16 protein-coding genes are annotated in these 15,388 nt (G+C 34.8%); all 16 read left to right on the top strand.

Going from position 1 to position 15,388, the window contains the following annotated elements; translation table 11 throughout:
• Positions 1 to 96: 96 nt before the first annotated feature.
• A complete protein-coding gene (locus ACFP65_RS11875; protein ID WP_379918874.1) occupies positions 97 to 1,848 on the top strand; it encodes a GGDEF domain-containing protein in 1,752 nt (583 codons plus the stop codon).
• Positions 1,805 to 2,278, top strand: a complete 474-nt coding sequence (locus tag ACFP65_RS11870) for a type IV pilus modification PilV family protein (RefSeq protein WP_379918872.1) — start codon at positions 1,805 to 1,807, stop codon at positions 2,276 to 2,278. The genes ACFP65_RS11875 and ACFP65_RS11870 overlap by 44 nt, the downstream gene beginning before the upstream one ends.
• Positions 2,271 to 2,702, top strand: a complete 432-nt coding sequence (locus tag ACFP65_RS11865) for a prepilin-type N-terminal cleavage/methylation domain-containing protein (protein ID WP_379918870.1) — start codon at positions 2,271 to 2,273, stop codon at positions 2,700 to 2,702. Before ACFP65_RS11870 ends, ACFP65_RS11865 begins: the two co-directional genes overlap by 8 nt.
• Positions 2,703 to 2,706: 4 nt before the next feature.
• Positions 2,707 to 4,221, top strand: coding sequence for a DUF7305 domain-containing protein (locus ACFP65_RS11860; protein WP_379918868.1), 1,515 nt, complete (start codon positions 2,707 to 2,709; stop codon positions 4,219 to 4,221).
• A 25-nt stretch (positions 4,222 to 4,246) separates the two neighbouring features.
• On the top strand, positions 4,247 to 5,866 hold the full coding sequence (locus ACFP65_RS11855) for a GspE/PulE family protein (protein ID WP_379918866.1): 1,620 nt from the start codon (positions 4,247 to 4,249) through the stop codon (positions 5,864 to 5,866).
• A gap of 9 nt (positions 5,867 to 5,875) precedes the next feature.
• Positions 5,876 to 6,907, top strand: a complete 1,032-nt coding sequence (locus tag ACFP65_RS11850; protein ID WP_379918864.1) for a type IV pilus twitching motility protein PilT — start codon at positions 5,876 to 5,878, stop codon at positions 6,905 to 6,907.
• Positions 6,908 to 6,931: 24 nt separating this feature from the next.
• Positions 6,932 to 8,134 carry a type II secretion system F family protein gene (locus ACFP65_RS11845; protein WP_379918862.1) on the top strand — a complete coding sequence of 401 codons (1,203 nt, stop codon included), beginning with the start codon at positions 6,932 to 6,934 and terminating at the stop codon, positions 8,132 to 8,134.
• Positions 8,135 to 8,247: 113 nt separating this feature from the next.
• Positions 8,248 to 8,592, top strand: coding sequence for a prepilin-type N-terminal cleavage/methylation domain-containing protein (locus ACFP65_RS11840; protein WP_379918860.1), 345 nt, complete (start codon positions 8,248 to 8,250; stop codon positions 8,590 to 8,592).
• Between the two features lie 56 nt (positions 8,593 to 8,648).
• On the top strand, positions 8,649 to 9,401 hold the full coding sequence (locus ACFP65_RS11835) for a prepilin peptidase (RefSeq protein WP_379918858.1): 753 nt from the start codon (positions 8,649 to 8,651) through the stop codon (positions 9,399 to 9,401).
• Between the two features lie 45 nt (positions 9,402 to 9,446).
• Positions 9,447 to 10,490, top strand: a complete 1,044-nt coding sequence (gene pilM, locus ACFP65_RS11830; protein WP_379918856.1) for a type IV pilus biogenesis protein PilM — start codon at positions 9,447 to 9,449, stop codon at positions 10,488 to 10,490.
• Complete coding sequence (locus ACFP65_RS11825) at positions 10,487 to 11,035, top strand: PilN domain-containing protein (protein WP_379918854.1); 549 nt, start codon at positions 10,487 to 10,489, stop codon at positions 11,033 to 11,035. The genes pilM and ACFP65_RS11825 overlap by 4 nt, the downstream gene beginning before the upstream one ends.
• Positions 11,025 to 11,573, top strand: a complete 549-nt coding sequence (locus ACFP65_RS11820) for a hypothetical protein (RefSeq protein ID WP_379918852.1) — start codon at positions 11,025 to 11,027, stop codon at positions 11,571 to 11,573. Before ACFP65_RS11825 ends, ACFP65_RS11820 begins: the two co-directional genes overlap by 11 nt.
• Before the next feature lie 158 nt (positions 11,574 to 11,731).
• Positions 11,732 to 12,997 carry a tetratricopeptide repeat protein gene (locus ACFP65_RS11815; protein ID WP_379918850.1) on the top strand — a complete coding sequence of 422 codons (1,266 nt, stop codon included), beginning with the start codon at positions 11,732 to 11,734 and terminating at the stop codon, positions 12,995 to 12,997.
• A 71-nt stretch (positions 12,998 to 13,068) separates the two neighbouring features.
• Positions 13,069 to 13,635, top strand: coding sequence for a ReoY family proteolytic degradation factor (locus tag ACFP65_RS11810; protein ID WP_379918848.1), 567 nt, complete (start codon positions 13,069 to 13,071; stop codon positions 13,633 to 13,635).
• A 119-nt stretch (positions 13,636 to 13,754) separates the two neighbouring features.
• Entirely contained in the window at positions 13,755 to 14,069 is a 315-nt protein-coding gene (locus ACFP65_RS11805; protein ID WP_379919038.1) for a nucleotide pyrophosphohydrolase, read from the top strand.
• A gap of 64 nt (positions 14,070 to 14,133) precedes the next feature.
• Complete coding sequence (locus ACFP65_RS11800) at positions 14,134 to 15,354, top strand: CCA tRNA nucleotidyltransferase (RefSeq protein ID WP_379918846.1); 1,221 nt, start codon at positions 14,134 to 14,136, stop codon at positions 15,352 to 15,354.
• Positions 15,355 to 15,388: the final 34 nt, after the last annotated feature.

The raw sequence follows: 15,388 nt of genomic DNA, 5'->3' as shown, positions 1-15,388 counted from the left end.
CAAATTTATCTTATTGACATGATAATTTAATAAAGATAAGATTATTAAGAAAAAGAAACTGCTAATAAATTCCTAACATAGAAATGAGGTAATGAAATGCTGTCGGAAAAAAAACAAATCTTCACATGGATGGTATGGTTTATTCTTTATCCGACTCTGTTTGTCATTACGTTTAACCTAACTAATATTAATGAATTTTCAGATAGTACGTTTTATGTATATCTACTATTAAGTATCATTATCGCGTTATTTCCTTTGAATATTAAAGGCACAACAATTCTTATGATCAATGCAGTAGGGATGGCCATGTTCCTTTCTTACGGAATTTTCGCTGAAATGTTATTGGCATCCAGTGCTTTAATTGTTGTTCTAGCAAAAATGGGTCTTAATAAACAAAATTTTTTTAAAATACCTTTGAATCTAATGTTATTTCAGATCGTTTCGGTCTCCTCTGGAATTGTTTATTACATTGTAGACCCAGTATTACCTTCAGTTTTTAACTTAAGGTTCAACTTATTATCTTTAACGACGTATCTAGTGTTTTATATACTCCTGAATAGAATATTGATTTATTTCTTGGACAAGTATTGGTATTGCAAAGAGAATATTATAATTATTGATAGTGAATTGAAATTTTCATTACTATCGATTTTTTATGTTATACCGATTGCTATCATGTTAGTTTATTTGGAAGAATTGTATACTCACGTTGGAGTTTTTATAGCCTCTTTACCATTGATCACACTTACTATAATCCTAAAAGTTTATTTTAATATTAAAGCTAAAAACAAACACTTGTCTGAAATCAACAACTTGGCGCTAGAGTTAACAGGGAAATATTCTCAAAAAGAAATATTAAGTAATTATATAAAGTCTTGGGCAGTTATTTTTACTGCACAGAAAATCAGTTATTTCGAAGCATCAGAAAATATGAAGATTACTAAAATTTATGATTATGAAGTGGATACTAAAGAGATTCATCAGGTAGATTCTGAGTATCTAATTTGTCCAGATATCATCAAAGCATCCTGGTCAACGAACAGAATGATGGTCTTCAATTCTTCCAATGAATGGGCTATGGATTTCCCTTTAAGCGAGAAGCCTGAAAGTGTTCTGGTTTTGCCTGTAACTAGAGCAGAGAAAATTGTTGGTTTCTTAATGATGATTGATCCTAAAAGAGATGCTTACAAAGATATAGATGTGGTTTCATCTATTAGAGTTCTTCATAGTTACTTGAATATTGCTTTAGAGAATGCCTTTAATTTTGAAAAGTTACAATTTAATAGTCGTACAGACCATTTGACTGGATTGACAAACCTCAGAGCCTTTGAGAATGAATTGAAACAGTTTACGACAATGAATACAGAGCGCCGATTTTCCATTATCATCATTGATTTGGATTATTTTAAGAGAGTTAATGATACTTATGGCCATCAAGCAGGTAATGAACTCCTTAAGCAAGTTTCCATTTTATTAAGTACTTTTGTATATGAAGATGAGCGACTAGCTCGATACGGTGGCGAAGAATTTATTTTCTTTATACCTGATAAGACAGCCGATGAAACACGGATCCTTGCTGAAAAAATTAGAGAAAAGATTGAAGAAACAAACTTTAATACGCACAACTATCTATCTAAAAGAGAACTGGTTACTGTAAACATTACTGCCAGTATTGGCTTAGCTACTTATCCAGATCAATGTAGTAGAGTGAAGGACTTAGTGACACTTGCGGATAGAGCAATGTTTGTCGGTTCAAAACAAAGAGGAAGAAACAGAGTCGCATCGATATTTGGAGGAGAACAAGATGGTCCTGAAAAGATACTGGAGTCTGAAACGCTTTTATCATGATCAAGCGGGTGCTACGTTGGTTGAATTAATAGCCTCAATCGCTATTCTAGCTTTAGTGGTCACCTCTTTTTTGACATTCTTTATACAGTCTTCGAAAGCGACTCAATCTTCCGAACAAGTAACCGCAGCAACTTATTCTGGGCAAAAGCAAATGGAATATCTCTATCATTTATCCGAGACTTTGACCATTGCGGAAACCGTTTTGGAATTAGCAACCAAAGCCCAATCTACAAATAGTAATGGGTTGGAAAAATCGTACACTTATCAAGAAGATGGTATATCCTACTTGTTAGAAATGACTCTTCCTGATTCTAAAACTTCAAAACAACCAAATCTTATAAGGTTCATTTTAGAAGGATCAAAAGACGGTAAAAAAGTGATCCAGCTTGAGAATAAAATACCTTTCAAAGTAGGTCAGTTAGATGAGTAAACTAAAAAAAGTGTGTTCTCAAGATGGGTTTACATTAATAGAATTACTTGCAACGCTCGCACTACTTTCCGTGGTGGTTGTACTTGCTGGATCGATACATTTGTTTGGTCAGAAGCAATTCTCTCAACAAGCAGATCAAGTATCTCAAATTAGTGATATCCGATTTGCACTTTCATCCATTGAAAAGGATGTTCGACAAACTGTTCCTTCAGCAATTTCTTATGATAGTCAGTTACGCGTTGGTGAAAATGTTTATTCAATAGAAGGAAATACTTTGAGAAAAAACGGTGGAATCATGAGTGATCAAATTGCTAGTTTCGACGTTTCCTTAACAGAAGAAAGTATTGAATTAAAAATAGAAAGTCTTTCAGAAAAAAATCGTCCAATTGAAGAAATCTCTACTATAATCTATTTCAGGAGGTGACTCAGTGTCTAAATTTAAAGATGAACAAGGATCAGGATTAGTTTTGACATTAATGGTCTTAATGGTGCTCGCCGTTTTAGCAGCAGCACTGGCCACTGTAAGCCTTGGAAGTTACCGATTGACCGCTAATAATAGAGATTCAGTATCGGCTTATTATATTGCAGAAGCTGATTTAAATGAAAAATATGAAATCGTTGAGTCTGTTGTCAAAACTACATATGACATGGATACAAATCAAGATACTTTTTATGCTTTAATTGAACAGTCATTCAAAAAATTGGAAGGTGAAAACTCCGATGGGTATGATGCTCAATTTGGAAAGAATCCTTCTTCAAACGTAACGATTCAAAAAGTTTCATCAGGAAATCCGAGGACATACGCACTGACTTCCGAAGGCCAAGTCGGAGACTCCAAAAGAATAATCTCTAAAGATTTCACTGTTGGTTATACAGAAAAGAATCAAGTTGGAGTATTGCCTGCATTACCTGATAATGCAGCGGCAATAGTGAAAAATAAAATTGAATTGACTGGTAGTGGAAAGATTATAGGAGATGTACATTTTGATTCTTTAGAAAATAAATCAATCTATATGGATGGAGGCGCTTCTATTAGAGAAGGTTATACATTCATAAAAAAATTAGAAACAGGAAATAATCTACTAAATATTCCTATCGATGATACTACTTTTCAAGAAAAAAATGGTCCATTTTTCAAGCAAACAAATAATGATATACCATGGGAGTTATACTATGATTTCGTCAAAACATTCCCTGAGATACCAACGTATGAATCGTTGCCTGATGAAACAATAGCATCATCTGATGGAAGTAATCAGCATAAGTTTATAAATCAAGGCTCTTTCTATTATAATAGTTGGATTTTTAATAATAAAGATTTTATATTTGAGTTATCTGATAACGTTTCATTTAACGAATTCAAAGTGGATAGTGATGTTCCGCTTAAAATAGATACTTTGGGTCAAAACATTATCGTTGTAGTTGATTATTTAAACTTTAATAGAGGTAATTTGGAAATTAAGGGTAGTGGCTCGCTCACTTTTTATGTAAAAAATAATTTTAATCTCAACACAAGTAATGATAGTAATCTCAATAAAAAGGGTAATACTGATCAATTAAAAATTCTTTATGCTGGTACAGATGATTTTATTATGAATGGTGGAATTGTCAATGGATCTATTTTTGTGAAAAATGCAGTCGTAAACGTTAATTCAGCTCATGGAATTAATGGACTACTGATAAGTGGAGGGAGATACATATCTCATGATGGCGGTACAAAAACAAAGGCTACTGTAATTGCTCCATTAGCAGAATTTAACTTTTCAGGAAGTGGAAGTATAGAGGGCATTGTTATTGGGGAACGAGTTATCTCATCCGGAGATGGAGAGATAAAGGTTGGACAACCAATTGTTGATTTAAATATTTTTAATACTAGTTCTAGAAAACAGTCTGATAAACCAAATTTTGATCTTATAAAAAGCGACGCATCCATAGAAAAATAGAATTTCAAAAGGAGGAAGAAACTAGATGGCTACTCAAAGAAAAAAATTAGGTGATCTATTAAAAGAAGCTAACTTGATTACTGAGGAAGAAATCGTTAAGGTCCTTGAATCGAAGAAAAAGAATCAAAAGCTTGGAGATGCACTAGTAGAACAAGAGTACATTACTGAGAAAGAGTTACTAGATGTACTTGAAATCCAACTCAAGCTAGAAAGCATTTCATTGTATCAGTATCCAATCGATACTAGTCTAATAGATCTTATATCCAAAGACTTTGCTCGAGAGAATGTTCTGCTCCCAATCAAACAAGAAGCACATCGCTTGATTGTAGCCATGCATGACCCTCTGGATTTCTATGCGATTGAAGACCTAGAACTTTCAACTGGATTCAGTGTACAACCTGTTATTGCAACTAAAGATGATATTTTACAAACCGTCAATCATCTATACGACTACGACGAGAGCTCTGAATTAATCGAAGAAGAATTCAATGCTTCTGCAGTCAGTATATTAGATCAAATTCTTGAAGCTGGTGTAACAATGCATGCTTCTGATATCCACCTTGACCAGACCGAGACTTTGGTGAATGTACGCTACCGAGTAGATGGCGTACTGAGAAACGAAAGAACTCTACCAAAATCTGCTATGAATTCTTTAGTGGCTCGAATCAAGATACTTTCTGGTTTGAATATTACAGAGAGTAGACTTCCTCAAGATGGTCGAATCAGTTTAACGATTATGGAAAAGTCTATCAACTTAAGAATCTCGACATTACCAACTGTGTATGGTGAAAAAATCGTTATCCGAATACTTGATTTGACAAATGTCCTCAAGAAATTGAGTGATTTAGATTTAACTGAAGGTACGCTTAAAGAATATAGAAAGATCATTCAAGAACCTTCTGGTTTAGTTTTGATTACCGGACCTACCGGATCTGGAAAGTCGACCACACTCTACGGATCTATCAACGAATTGAATAATGCTCATGTCAATATTTTGACGATAGAAGACCCAGTTGAGTATCAACTAGATGGCATCAACCAAGTACAAGTGAACGCGAATATCGGCCTAAATTTTGCAACGGGACTTAGATCCATCTTAAGACAGGATCCTAATATTATTATGGTCGGAGAAATAAGAGATAGAGAAACGGCAGATATTAGTATCCGTGCGTCTCTTACAGGTCACCTTGTATTCAGTACATTACACACCAATAGTGCAATAGAAGCTATTCCAAGACTTTTCGATATGGGTGTAGAACCTTATTTGGTTGTTTCTTCGCTCTCAGGAATTATGGCACAGCGATTAGTTAAAAAAGTTTGTAAAGATTGCCAGTACACAAGAGCAGCGACACAAATTGAAAAAGAAATCTTCCAAAAAAGAGGTAGAGAAATCGACGAAATATGTTTGGGAAGAGGGTGTAATCGATGCAGATTCACTGGTTACAGGGGTCGAATGGCGATTCATGAATTGATTGTGATTGATGATCATATGAAAGAAATGATGATGAACCATGCTTCTCTTCAAAAGATTAAACAGTATATGGAAAACAAGCAAATTCCATTTTTGATTGATGACGGGCTAGATAAAGTTCAAAAAGGATTTACAACTATTGAAGAAGTATTAAGAGTCGCAACATTAGATTAGAGGGATACAATGGATTATTTACATCGAATACTAACAGCAGCTTATTACAAAGAAGCTTCAGACATTCACTTAACAGCAGGTTCTCAGCCGGTTTATCGTATTGACGGTAGATTGATTCCGCAGAAAACGGAAGAAAAGCTCATGCCAGATGATTTAGAAGCAATTGTCAAAGAAATGCTCACTGAAAAATTATGGGAAGATCTCCAGAGAAATAGAGAAGTAGACTTATCTTACGGAATTAATGGTATATCAAGATTTCGGGTAAATGTCTTTTACCAAAGAAACGCGCTCTCTATAGCTTTTAGAATCATCTCCAAAGAAATTCCATCACTTGACGAGTTGGGGCTTCCAAATATTTTAAGAGAACTTGCAAAAAAGCCTCACGGACTCATTTTAGTAACTGGTCCAACAGGTAGCGGAAAAAGTACTTCTTTGGCAGCTATGATCGACTATATGAATCAGAATATGAATCGGCATATCATTACCTTAGAAGATCCTATAGAATATTTGCATTCTCACAATCAGTCCATCATTGTTCAGCGAGAAATAGGATTCGATGCATTGTCGTTCAAAGATGGTTTGAGAGCTAGTCTAAGACAAGACCCGGATGTGATTCTTGTCGGGGAACTTAGAGATTTAGAAACCATTTCAACAGCTATCACAGCGGCAGAAACTGGCCACTTAGTTTTAGGTACACTTCACACGCAAGATGCTTCAAGTACAATCGACCGTATGATCGACGTCTTTCCAACACATCAAAGAGACCAAGTGCGTACGCTACTAGCGAATATACTAGTTGGTATCTTGTCACAAAGATTATTTCCTAAAGCTAGAAGCACAGGTAGAATTGCCTGTACTGAAATGCTCATTAATAATGCAGCAATCAAAAATTTAATCAGAAGTGAAAAAATGCATCAAATACCAAATACTTTGCAGACATCTCGTGATCAGGGGATGCATACAATGGAAATGGATATGAAATTAAAGTCGCAAGAAGGCCTAATCAATTCAGTTGAACTCCTTCCTTACTCGAACACTTAAGAAAGCTCATAGGTGAATGATTTTATGACAATGTATGCTTACAAGGCGAAAAGAAACGACGGAACATATGTTAAAGGGAAATTAGAGTCTCAAGATAGAAAAGAGGCTTTAATGGAGCTTGAACAGCTTAATTTGATTGTCTATAGTATCAAAGAGCTGAATTCTGCACTTTATAAAGATATTTATATTGGCAAACCGATCAAATCTAAAGATTTTGTCTTATTTCTTAGACAATTTTCTACGTTGATTGATTCAGGTATTCTTTTACTGGATGCATTAGAAATCCTTTCAAAGCAGATTGATAACAAACCACTTCAAGAAGCTCTAGAACAAATTACGCTTCAAGTTAAAGAAGGAATTTCTTTATCTGAAGCTATGAGAAAATATCCAAAATTATTTCCTGATTTGCTCGTAAATATGATTCAATCCGGCGAAGCTAGTGGTCGTTTGGATGATGTTTTAAAAAGAATGGCTGATTATTACGAGAAACAACATCGCTTGAGACAAAAAGTATCGACTGCTTTAACTTATCCAGCTGTTGTTGGAGCGATGGCGATTCTAATCACAATATTCCTACTTGTATTTATTGTTCCAATATTCGCTGACTTGTTTTTAAGTTTTGGAGAAGAATTGCCTGCTTATACTCAATTTGTTTTGAACCTTAGTCAAATTATGCAACGTTACTGGTGGAGCATCATCTTATCAGCAATATTAATCGTCTATATCTTTAAAGAGTTAACTAAAAGAGAATCGACTGCTTTTATTATTGATGGTATTTTGCTCAAAGTTCCAGTGGTTGGAATGTTTGTTCAAAAATCGATTTTAGCTAGGATGACACAAACATTAAGTTCTCTCTTGAATAGTTCGGTTCCCATTCTTGAGGCTGTTGATATTACTTCAAATGTTATGAGTAATCGAGTAGTTAAAAAAGTCTTGTTGGAGAGTAAACATTCACTCGAAAGAGGAGAATCTTTATCCGTGCCAATGAAGCAACATTGGATGTTTCCAAACTTGATCACTCAGATGATAACGGTCGGTGAGTCAAGTGGGGCTTTAGATGAAATGCTACACAAAGTAGCGAAAGTTTATGATCGAGAATTGGAAGAGGCTTCTGACAAGTTGCAGTCATTGATAGAACCTATATTAATAGTCTTCTTATCAGCAATTGTTGGAGCAATTGTACTATCAATTATTATTCCAATGTTTTCATTGTTTGAGACATTTTGATGGCTACAATTGAAAGGGGGAATGGCCATAGCTATATAGAAAATCGATAGATATTAGAAAGTACATTGGCTGCCATTGAATAACATACGCAATTATTAGGAGGAAGAAAAATAATGAGAAATCAAATTAAGAAAATGATCAAAAAAGAAAATGGATTTACATTAGTTGAGTTACTTGCAGTATTAGTGATTTTAGGAATTATTGTAGCAATCGCTATACCAGCAATCGGAAATGTAGTAGATAATGCTGAAACTAAAGCTGCTGATGCAGAACAATCTTTAGTTATTGATGCTGCAAGATTATATGACATTGAGAACGATATTAGTTCAGAAGGTGTTAGTGTAGCTGAACTGAGAAAATCTGGTTATTTAGATACTAAAGATGGTAAATCCATAGCAGATTCGGTTACAGTTGTTGTGACTACAAAAGATCAAGAAAAAACTTATTCAATTAAGTAAAAAGTATACTAGAGAAAGAAATATAATATTCTTTCTCTCTACATAGGAGAAACATAATGAATACCTTCATAATCACATTATTTTTCATATACGGTCTTGTTTTAGGTTCATTTTATAATGTAGTAGGTTTACGGATTCCAGAAGGGACTTTTTTTAAAGAAAAGCAATCCTATTGTTATACGTGCAAACGAACTCTAGGGTGGTCGGAATTGATTCCTGTGCTTTCTTATCTATTTCAGAAAGGTAAATGTAAGGGATGTGGAAATCGTATCTCTGCAATATATCCAATCGTTGAGTTCACTACAGGTCTATTGTTTGCTTTATCCTATATTGTGTTCGGATGGACATGGATGACAATGGTTAGTTTGGTCCTTGTTTCAATGATTGTTACTGTGACTGTATCGGATATTGCTTACCAAAAGATTCCAAATCACATTTTACTTTTTTTCTTACCTATTTTCGTACTAATTCAAATCTTCACACCAGCTATAACATTCTTATCTGCACTTCTTGGAGCAATAATGGCTTTCACTTTATTACTGGCCATTATTGTCCTTTCTAGAGGCGGAATGGGGATGGGGGATTTGAAATACTTTACTTTATTCGGTTTTATTTTTGGATGGAAGTTATTTTTATTACTTTTTTTACTATCGACGATATATGGTGCTTTGATTAATGGGCTATTGCTCGCGACCAATAAAGTTACGAGAAAAACAAAAGTACCTTTTGGACCCTATATTGGTGCGGCTGCGCTAAGTGTATTATTTTTTGGGAATCAATTACTCGATTTATATTTATCCTTACTATAGACAACAAGACTTGTATGTAGACAAGAAGACTTATGGAGGAACAATATGTTATTCAAGAAAAAAAACACTCTTTTCCTGCTATTTAAAGATAAAAGTATTCAATACATGATTGTGGATGCTCAGAAAAAAGATATTTTAGAGCATGATTTTTTATTAATGGATGTACCCGTTTTAATAGAAGGGAAATTAACGAACGAGTCTTTAGTGCAAAAAAGGTTAGAATTATTTGTGCGCGAGAAAAAACTGAGAAATGCTAAAGTTCACCTTATTCTTCCTGATCATTTTACAATTATTCGAAAAGAAGAAGTGCCCATTCAATTAGAGGAGTCTGAAATTAAAGATTATTTATATTTACACTTGAACAGTAAAATACGCCTACCCATTGATAAGCCAAAAATCGATTTTCAGGTGATCAATCAATTAAGTGATTCAAAAGAACTATTACTGGTCGCTTATCCTGATGAACTGGTCCAATCTTTTCAAAAATTAGTTGAGTCCCTACAACTTTATCCTGAAGTCGCTGACTTTTCATATCTCTCTGTATATCGTGTTTTCAAGCAGTTTAATGCTTCTGACATTTCAGAGGAAGATCATTTGCTGCTCATTCAGTGGCATCCATTTGATAGTTCTCTGACAGTTTTTCATAGAGATACTCCTCAATTTAACCGACAAACAAACTTTCAAAGAGTCGTTCAAAATTGGGAACAAAAAGCCGATGGCAGTTGGGTTTGGATAGGTACGCCTGAAGAATTGGATATTGTTATTGAAGAACAGATCAACTCGATTGAAAGATATCTAGATTTCTACAAGTACTCCATTATGAATGGAGAGAAGATGATTACAAGCATATTGCTAACTGGAGACTTTCCAGACTTTGAATATCTTTTCGAGAAGATTAAGAATCGAATTGATATACCACTTTCCCAATTAAAATTGCCTTCAGAATTTTCAAAGGAATTTGCGCCTTTATTAGGACTAACTATCAAGAAACCAGCAGTAAAATATAAGAAAAAGCGAAAACCCATACGAGAAATTAAATTCTTGAAGAAACCTTTTAAGAAAACGGTAGAGGAGGTTGATGCAGGATGATCAATATCAATCTATTTGAGAAAAAACAAATCAATCGTCTACCATATATCATAGTTACGACATTTCTCACTTTATTGTCAATCTTGTTTCTCTACTTATTTATTATGAATCGATATTATACTCTGCAAGATCAACACAATATGAGAACGATTGAAAATCAAGTCAGCGAAGTTCAGCAGGCTCGAAAGATCGAACAATTAAATCTACAAACAATTCAGTTAGAAGAATCGATTAGTACTATAGAAGACAACCAGCATAATATGCCTTACTTGTTTGAAGATTTGAACACGTACTTGCCTGAAGACGAGTCTCGTATTACAACATTCACACTTTTAGAAAACTTCACATTGGTGATTGCATTGAATAGCATGGATTATGTTGCAATCACAGAGATGATTGAAAGTTTGAATACCATTGATTATGTTCATACAGCAGAACTGCTGACGCTAACCGTGGACGAAACCAATATAGCCTTATTTGATTCTGAAATCAGTATTTCTCTAGATCAGACGCTACTGAGAGAGGAAGGTACGGATGAAAATTAATTGGAATAAACAAAGTATTTTCTTGCTGGGTCTATTGACAATCGTTTTAGGGCTATTGTTTTATTTTGGTAATCAGTCTGTTATTGAAGCAGCTAAACAATCTTATGAAAGTTCAAATAGAATTTTAAATGATCAACAAATGCTTTTAAACGATGTGAATGAAATAGAAGGATCTGAAGACACTTTACTGGAAGAACTCGAATCACTTAATGCGGTTATCCCAAGTCATGCTGATCCTAGTCAATGGATGGAAAGTATTAAAAATGCTGCAGATAGTAGTCAGTTAACGATTGAGTCTTTAAATAGTATTGAAGATTCTATAGAAAGCGAAGCAACAGAAGCCAACGGAATGATCGTAACGATTCCCTATCAGCTCACTGTTCGTTACGAAAACTTAAATCAACTATCAGTGTTCATTGATGCAATCTATCAACTGACTCAAAAGACAGATATCACCGCGATTAGTTATGAACAAGAAGAAGGCAAAGAAGCTTCATTAATGTTAACAACATATACTCAATCAAGTAATTTAGAATAATTTCTTAAAAACGTCTAATAGCTTAGGCGTTTTTGTTTTATCCAAATACGAAGAGTGCATGACGTTTAGTATTGGATATGATAAGATAGGAAGAGTATTTTCAAAGAACAGACTTTATAATGTTGAACATAAAAATTGTATTTTCAGGAGGAGAAAGCATGTCTTACTCTCAAAAAATGATTGATGCTTTACAGAACGAACAACTAGAAAAAGCAAATCAGAATCTTGAACAGGCGCTCAAAAATGATTCAATTGATGATCTTTATCAACTGGCAGATTCTCTTTATCAATTAGGATTTCTAGAAGAAACAAAAAGAGTTTTACATTTTTTACTTGATCAGTCAGATGACGATGAAATCAAAGTGAATCTAGCAGAAATCGCAATCGAAGAAGGTAAGGAACTAGAAGCCATTGAATGGTTGCAGGCTGTAGAGAAAACGAGCGATGTTTATCCTCAAGCTTTACTTGTATCCGCTGATTACTATCAAGTACTAGATTTGCCAGAAGTTTCTGAGCAAAAATTACTAGAAGCCCAGTCCATTTTAGAAAATGAACCCGTTATTCTATTTGCTTTAGCAGAACTGCATTTCACAATGGGGAAACATGCTCAAGCGATTAGAGAGTACGAGCAGTTACTGACAGATGGGGAAGATACCTTTGCTGGCGTTCATTTAGTAACGCGACTAGGGAGTGCTTACAGTGCGTTAGGTGACTGGGAGAACGCAATCGGATATCTTGAAGAAGCTGTTGAAGTCGATGATCAAATTGATACGTTATTTCAATTAGGATTTACCTATTTCCAAATCAAAGAATTTCAGCGATCCAATGAAACATTCCATAAAGTAAAAGAAATGGATCATTCTTACACATCGGTGTATCCTTATCTAGCTAAAGGCTTGGATGAAGAGAATCAAATCGAAAAAGCTGCTGAAGTTGTGAGCGAAGGCCTGCTTCAAGATAAAACTAATTATCAACTCTATTTAATTGGTGCTGATATCGAGATCAAGCGAAACAATGCCGATAAAGCAGAAGAATACTATAAGCTAGCGATGGAATTGGATCCAGAAAATGAAGCAATCTCTTTACAGTATTCAAATTTCTTGAATCATCAGGAAAGATACGATGAAACGGTTGAGTGGATTCAGCAAGCCTTAACAGAATTAGATGCAGATCCACAGTTTTATTGGAATCTAGCTACTGCTCAAGATGCACTAGAAGAATACGAAGCTGCTGGAAGAGCGTTCGAAAAAGCTTATCCTTATTTTGATACAAATACTGAATTTATGAAGCAGTATTTCTTCTTTTTAAGAGAAGAAGGACGTTTAGCGGAATCCCGTAATATTGGTACTCGCTATCTTGAACTCCAAAGTGACGATTTAGAAATTCAAGAAATCTTAAACAATGAACAAACAGATACGGAGTGATTTTTGTTATACTATAATAGAAGAACTGCTTGAATATTTAATGTGTCTGTTCTATAAGGAGGGAAGTCAAATTGAATAATCGAGTACAGTTAAGTGCTAAAAAACAATTTCTGAAATGGTTCTTACAGCGACACCAAATGAAGCGCAGAGAATCTATGTGGATATTAAATTATCTATTGAATCATGATATTGTGTTAAACAAAGCAAAATTTGTCGAACGTGCTGAAAAGACACCTCGGGGAATTAAAATGGCGGCCGTCGGATCAGAAAATGAAGCGTTCAAATTTTATAAAGATGGTCATTCGTTTGATAACCCAGAACAAGCGTTTCACGAAGTAAGATTGAACTGGCATACAGATCTTTATATCGAATTATTGTTTTCAGATTCATGGATGTCTGCTGAGTATTTAGCAGTTTTAGAAGACAATCCTTTTTCTAGCTGGAACGATTCCATTTCAAATGATCTCAGTCTTGAAGTTAACGAAGCAATCGATTATTTTCAATTAAGTGAGAAGCGAAATGATCTCATTCATCATATTGATATCGCACTTGAAAATGATGAAAAAGAACAATTCTTGATGTTAACAAGAGAACTTAAAGAAATAGAAGAAAAGTTAAGCAATGAACTACCGTATTGATAATTTTGTTTGTTTAAAGAAATTCAATAGAGTACAACCATTTTGAAATGATTGTACTCTTTGACTTTTCTATTCTTTCGAATTGAAAGGTGGTATGAGGTGTGACAGATACAAGAGACATGCAAAAAGAAGTAGATGATTACATAAATCAATTCAAGGCTGGATACTTTTCACCGCTTGGGCAACTAGCAAGACTTACAGAAGAGGTAGGAGAATTAGCTAGAGAGATCAGTCATAACTATGGAGAAAAGCAGAAAAAACCAGAAGAATTAGACAAAAAGCTGGATGAAGAACTTGGTGATGTTCTGTTTGTCATTATCACTTTGGCAAATTCTCTTGAGATTGATCTTTCAGAAGCTTTCGAGCTGACGATGAATAAATTCAACACCCGAGATCGTGATCGTTTTGAACGAATCGATGACGAATCGATTTAGTGTGTTTAAAAAGGAGAGAATGGTTGTACGCTAGTCCTTATAAGCTGGATGCAACCTTACTATCATGCGAAATAAACTGGTTTTAACAGAAGTTTTTATAAAGGCATTACCCGTTTTAAACGTCCTCGAGCAAGCTGGATTTGAAGCTTATTTTGTTGGCGGTAGTGTACGAGATGCTATGCTCGGTAAAGACGTTAACGATGTCGATATCGCTACAAGTGCATTTCCCAATGAAGTCCAGAACTTGTTCAAGAAGACGATAGATGTTGGGATAGAGCATGGTACGGTCATGGTACTATGGGAAAAAGAAACTTACGAAATTACGACATTTAGAACCGAATCAACCTACCAGGACTTTAGACGTCCAGATTCGGTTACTTTTGTGCGTTCTTTAGCAGAAGATTTGAAAAGAAGAGATTTCACTATTAACGCATTGGCAATGGATAAAGATGGTTATATCACTGATTTGTTTAATGGTACAGATGACCTGAATCATCAAGTCATTCGAGCAGTAGGCGTGCCTGATGAACGTTTCGGTGAAGATGCCCTTAGAATGATGAGAGCGACAAGATTTTCGGCTCAACTTGGATTTAATATTGAAGAAGAGACCGTGCGCGCTTTGAAAAAAAATACGGCTTTACTTGAACATATTGCTATAGAACGGATTCAAGTAGAATTTATTAAGATGTGCCTTGGCCAATTCAAATATAAAGGATTAGTATATTTTATTGAGTCAAACTTGTATGAGTTTTGTCCTGGTCTAAAAAAAGAAGCTTTGAGAAAATTTTCTGAAATTGGCTCTTCACTGGAGAATGAGAGACAAATCTGGACAGCGTATCTTTTGCTAGACGAATATGATGATCATCAGCTTAATGCTTTTATGAAGTCGTGGAAATTATCGAATAAACTCATCCAGCAAGTAACGTCTTTATTTCGATCGGTGAAATTTAGAATGGCGTCTTCTGCAGACGTGCTCTATATTTATCGTCTTGGAAAAGAATTAGCACTTGAAACTGAGAACATCCTCCGTTTCTTGCAGTATCCAGCTGACTCAGAAGCTGTTCTCTCCATTTATGAGAGTCTACCGATTTATTCCAAGCAAGATCTTGCAGTAACTGGAAAGGATCTGCTTAAGCTAACGAATGCAAAAGCAGGTAAGTGGTTAGGGGATGCTTTGAACCATATTGAAGAAGCGGTTGTTCTTGGAACACTCAATAATTCGAAACAAGAAATTATAACCTGGACAAAACAGCATACGCTGATTCCAGAAACGGACAAAAATTAAATTGAGAATAACTTTGAGGTTATTGGGAAGGAGG

The sequence above is a fragment of the Marinilactibacillus sp. GCM10026970 genome (assembly GCF_042660675.1).
GTDB lineage: Bacteria > Bacillota > Bacilli > Lactobacillales > Carnobacteriaceae_A > Marinilactibacillus.
Note: the sequence above shows the minus strand (reverse complement) of the source record. Positions and strands in the feature narration are given on the sequence as shown.

What these genes read in the sequence shown, in the direction of transcription:
- ACFP65_RS11875 (WP_379918874.1), top strand. Translation starts at nt 97, where the DNA reads ATGCTGTCGGAAAAAAAACAAATCTTCACATGGATGGTATGGTTTATT.
- ACFP65_RS11870 (WP_379918872.1), top strand. Translation starts at nt 1,805, where the DNA reads ATGGTCCTGAAAAGATACTGGAGTCTGAAACGCTTTTATCATGATCAA.
- ACFP65_RS11865 (WP_379918870.1), top strand. Translation starts at nt 2,271, where the DNA reads ATGAGTAAACTAAAAAAAGTGTGTTCTCAAGATGGGTTTACATTAATA.
- ACFP65_RS11855 (WP_379918866.1), top strand. Translation starts at nt 4,247, where the DNA reads ATGGCTACTCAAAGAAAAAAATTAGGTGATCTATTAAAAGAAGCTAAC.
- ACFP65_RS11850 (WP_379918864.1), top strand. Translation starts at nt 5,876, where the DNA reads ATGGATTATTTACATCGAATACTAACAGCAGCTTATTACAAAGAAGCT.
- ACFP65_RS11845 (WP_379918862.1), top strand. Translation starts at nt 6,932, where the DNA reads ATGACAATGTATGCTTACAAGGCGAAAAGAAACGACGGAACATATGTT.
- ACFP65_RS11840 (WP_379918860.1), top strand. Translation starts at nt 8,248, where the DNA reads ATGAGAAATCAAATTAAGAAAATGATCAAAAAAGAAAATGGATTTACA.
- ACFP65_RS11835 (WP_379918858.1), top strand. Translation starts at nt 8,649, where the DNA reads ATGAATACCTTCATAATCACATTATTTTTCATATACGGTCTTGTTTTA.
- pilM (WP_379918856.1), top strand. Translation starts at nt 9,447, where the DNA reads ATGTTATTCAAGAAAAAAAACACTCTTTTCCTGCTATTTAAAGATAAA.
- ACFP65_RS11825 (WP_379918854.1), top strand. Translation starts at nt 10,487, where the DNA reads ATGATCAATATCAATCTATTTGAGAAAAAACAAATCAATCGTCTACCA.
- ACFP65_RS11820 (WP_379918852.1), top strand. Translation starts at nt 11,025, where the DNA reads ATGAAAATTAATTGGAATAAACAAAGTATTTTCTTGCTGGGTCTATTG.
- ACFP65_RS11815 (WP_379918850.1), top strand. Translation starts at nt 11,732, where the DNA reads ATGTCTTACTCTCAAAAAATGATTGATGCTTTACAGAACGAACAACTA.
- ACFP65_RS11805 (WP_379919038.1), top strand. Translation starts at nt 13,755, where the DNA reads ATGCAAAAAGAAGTAGATGATTACATAAATCAATTCAAGGCTGGATAC.
- ACFP65_RS11800 (WP_379918846.1), top strand. Translation starts at nt 14,134, where the DNA reads ATGCGAAATAAACTGGTTTTAACAGAAGTTTTTATAAAGGCATTACCC.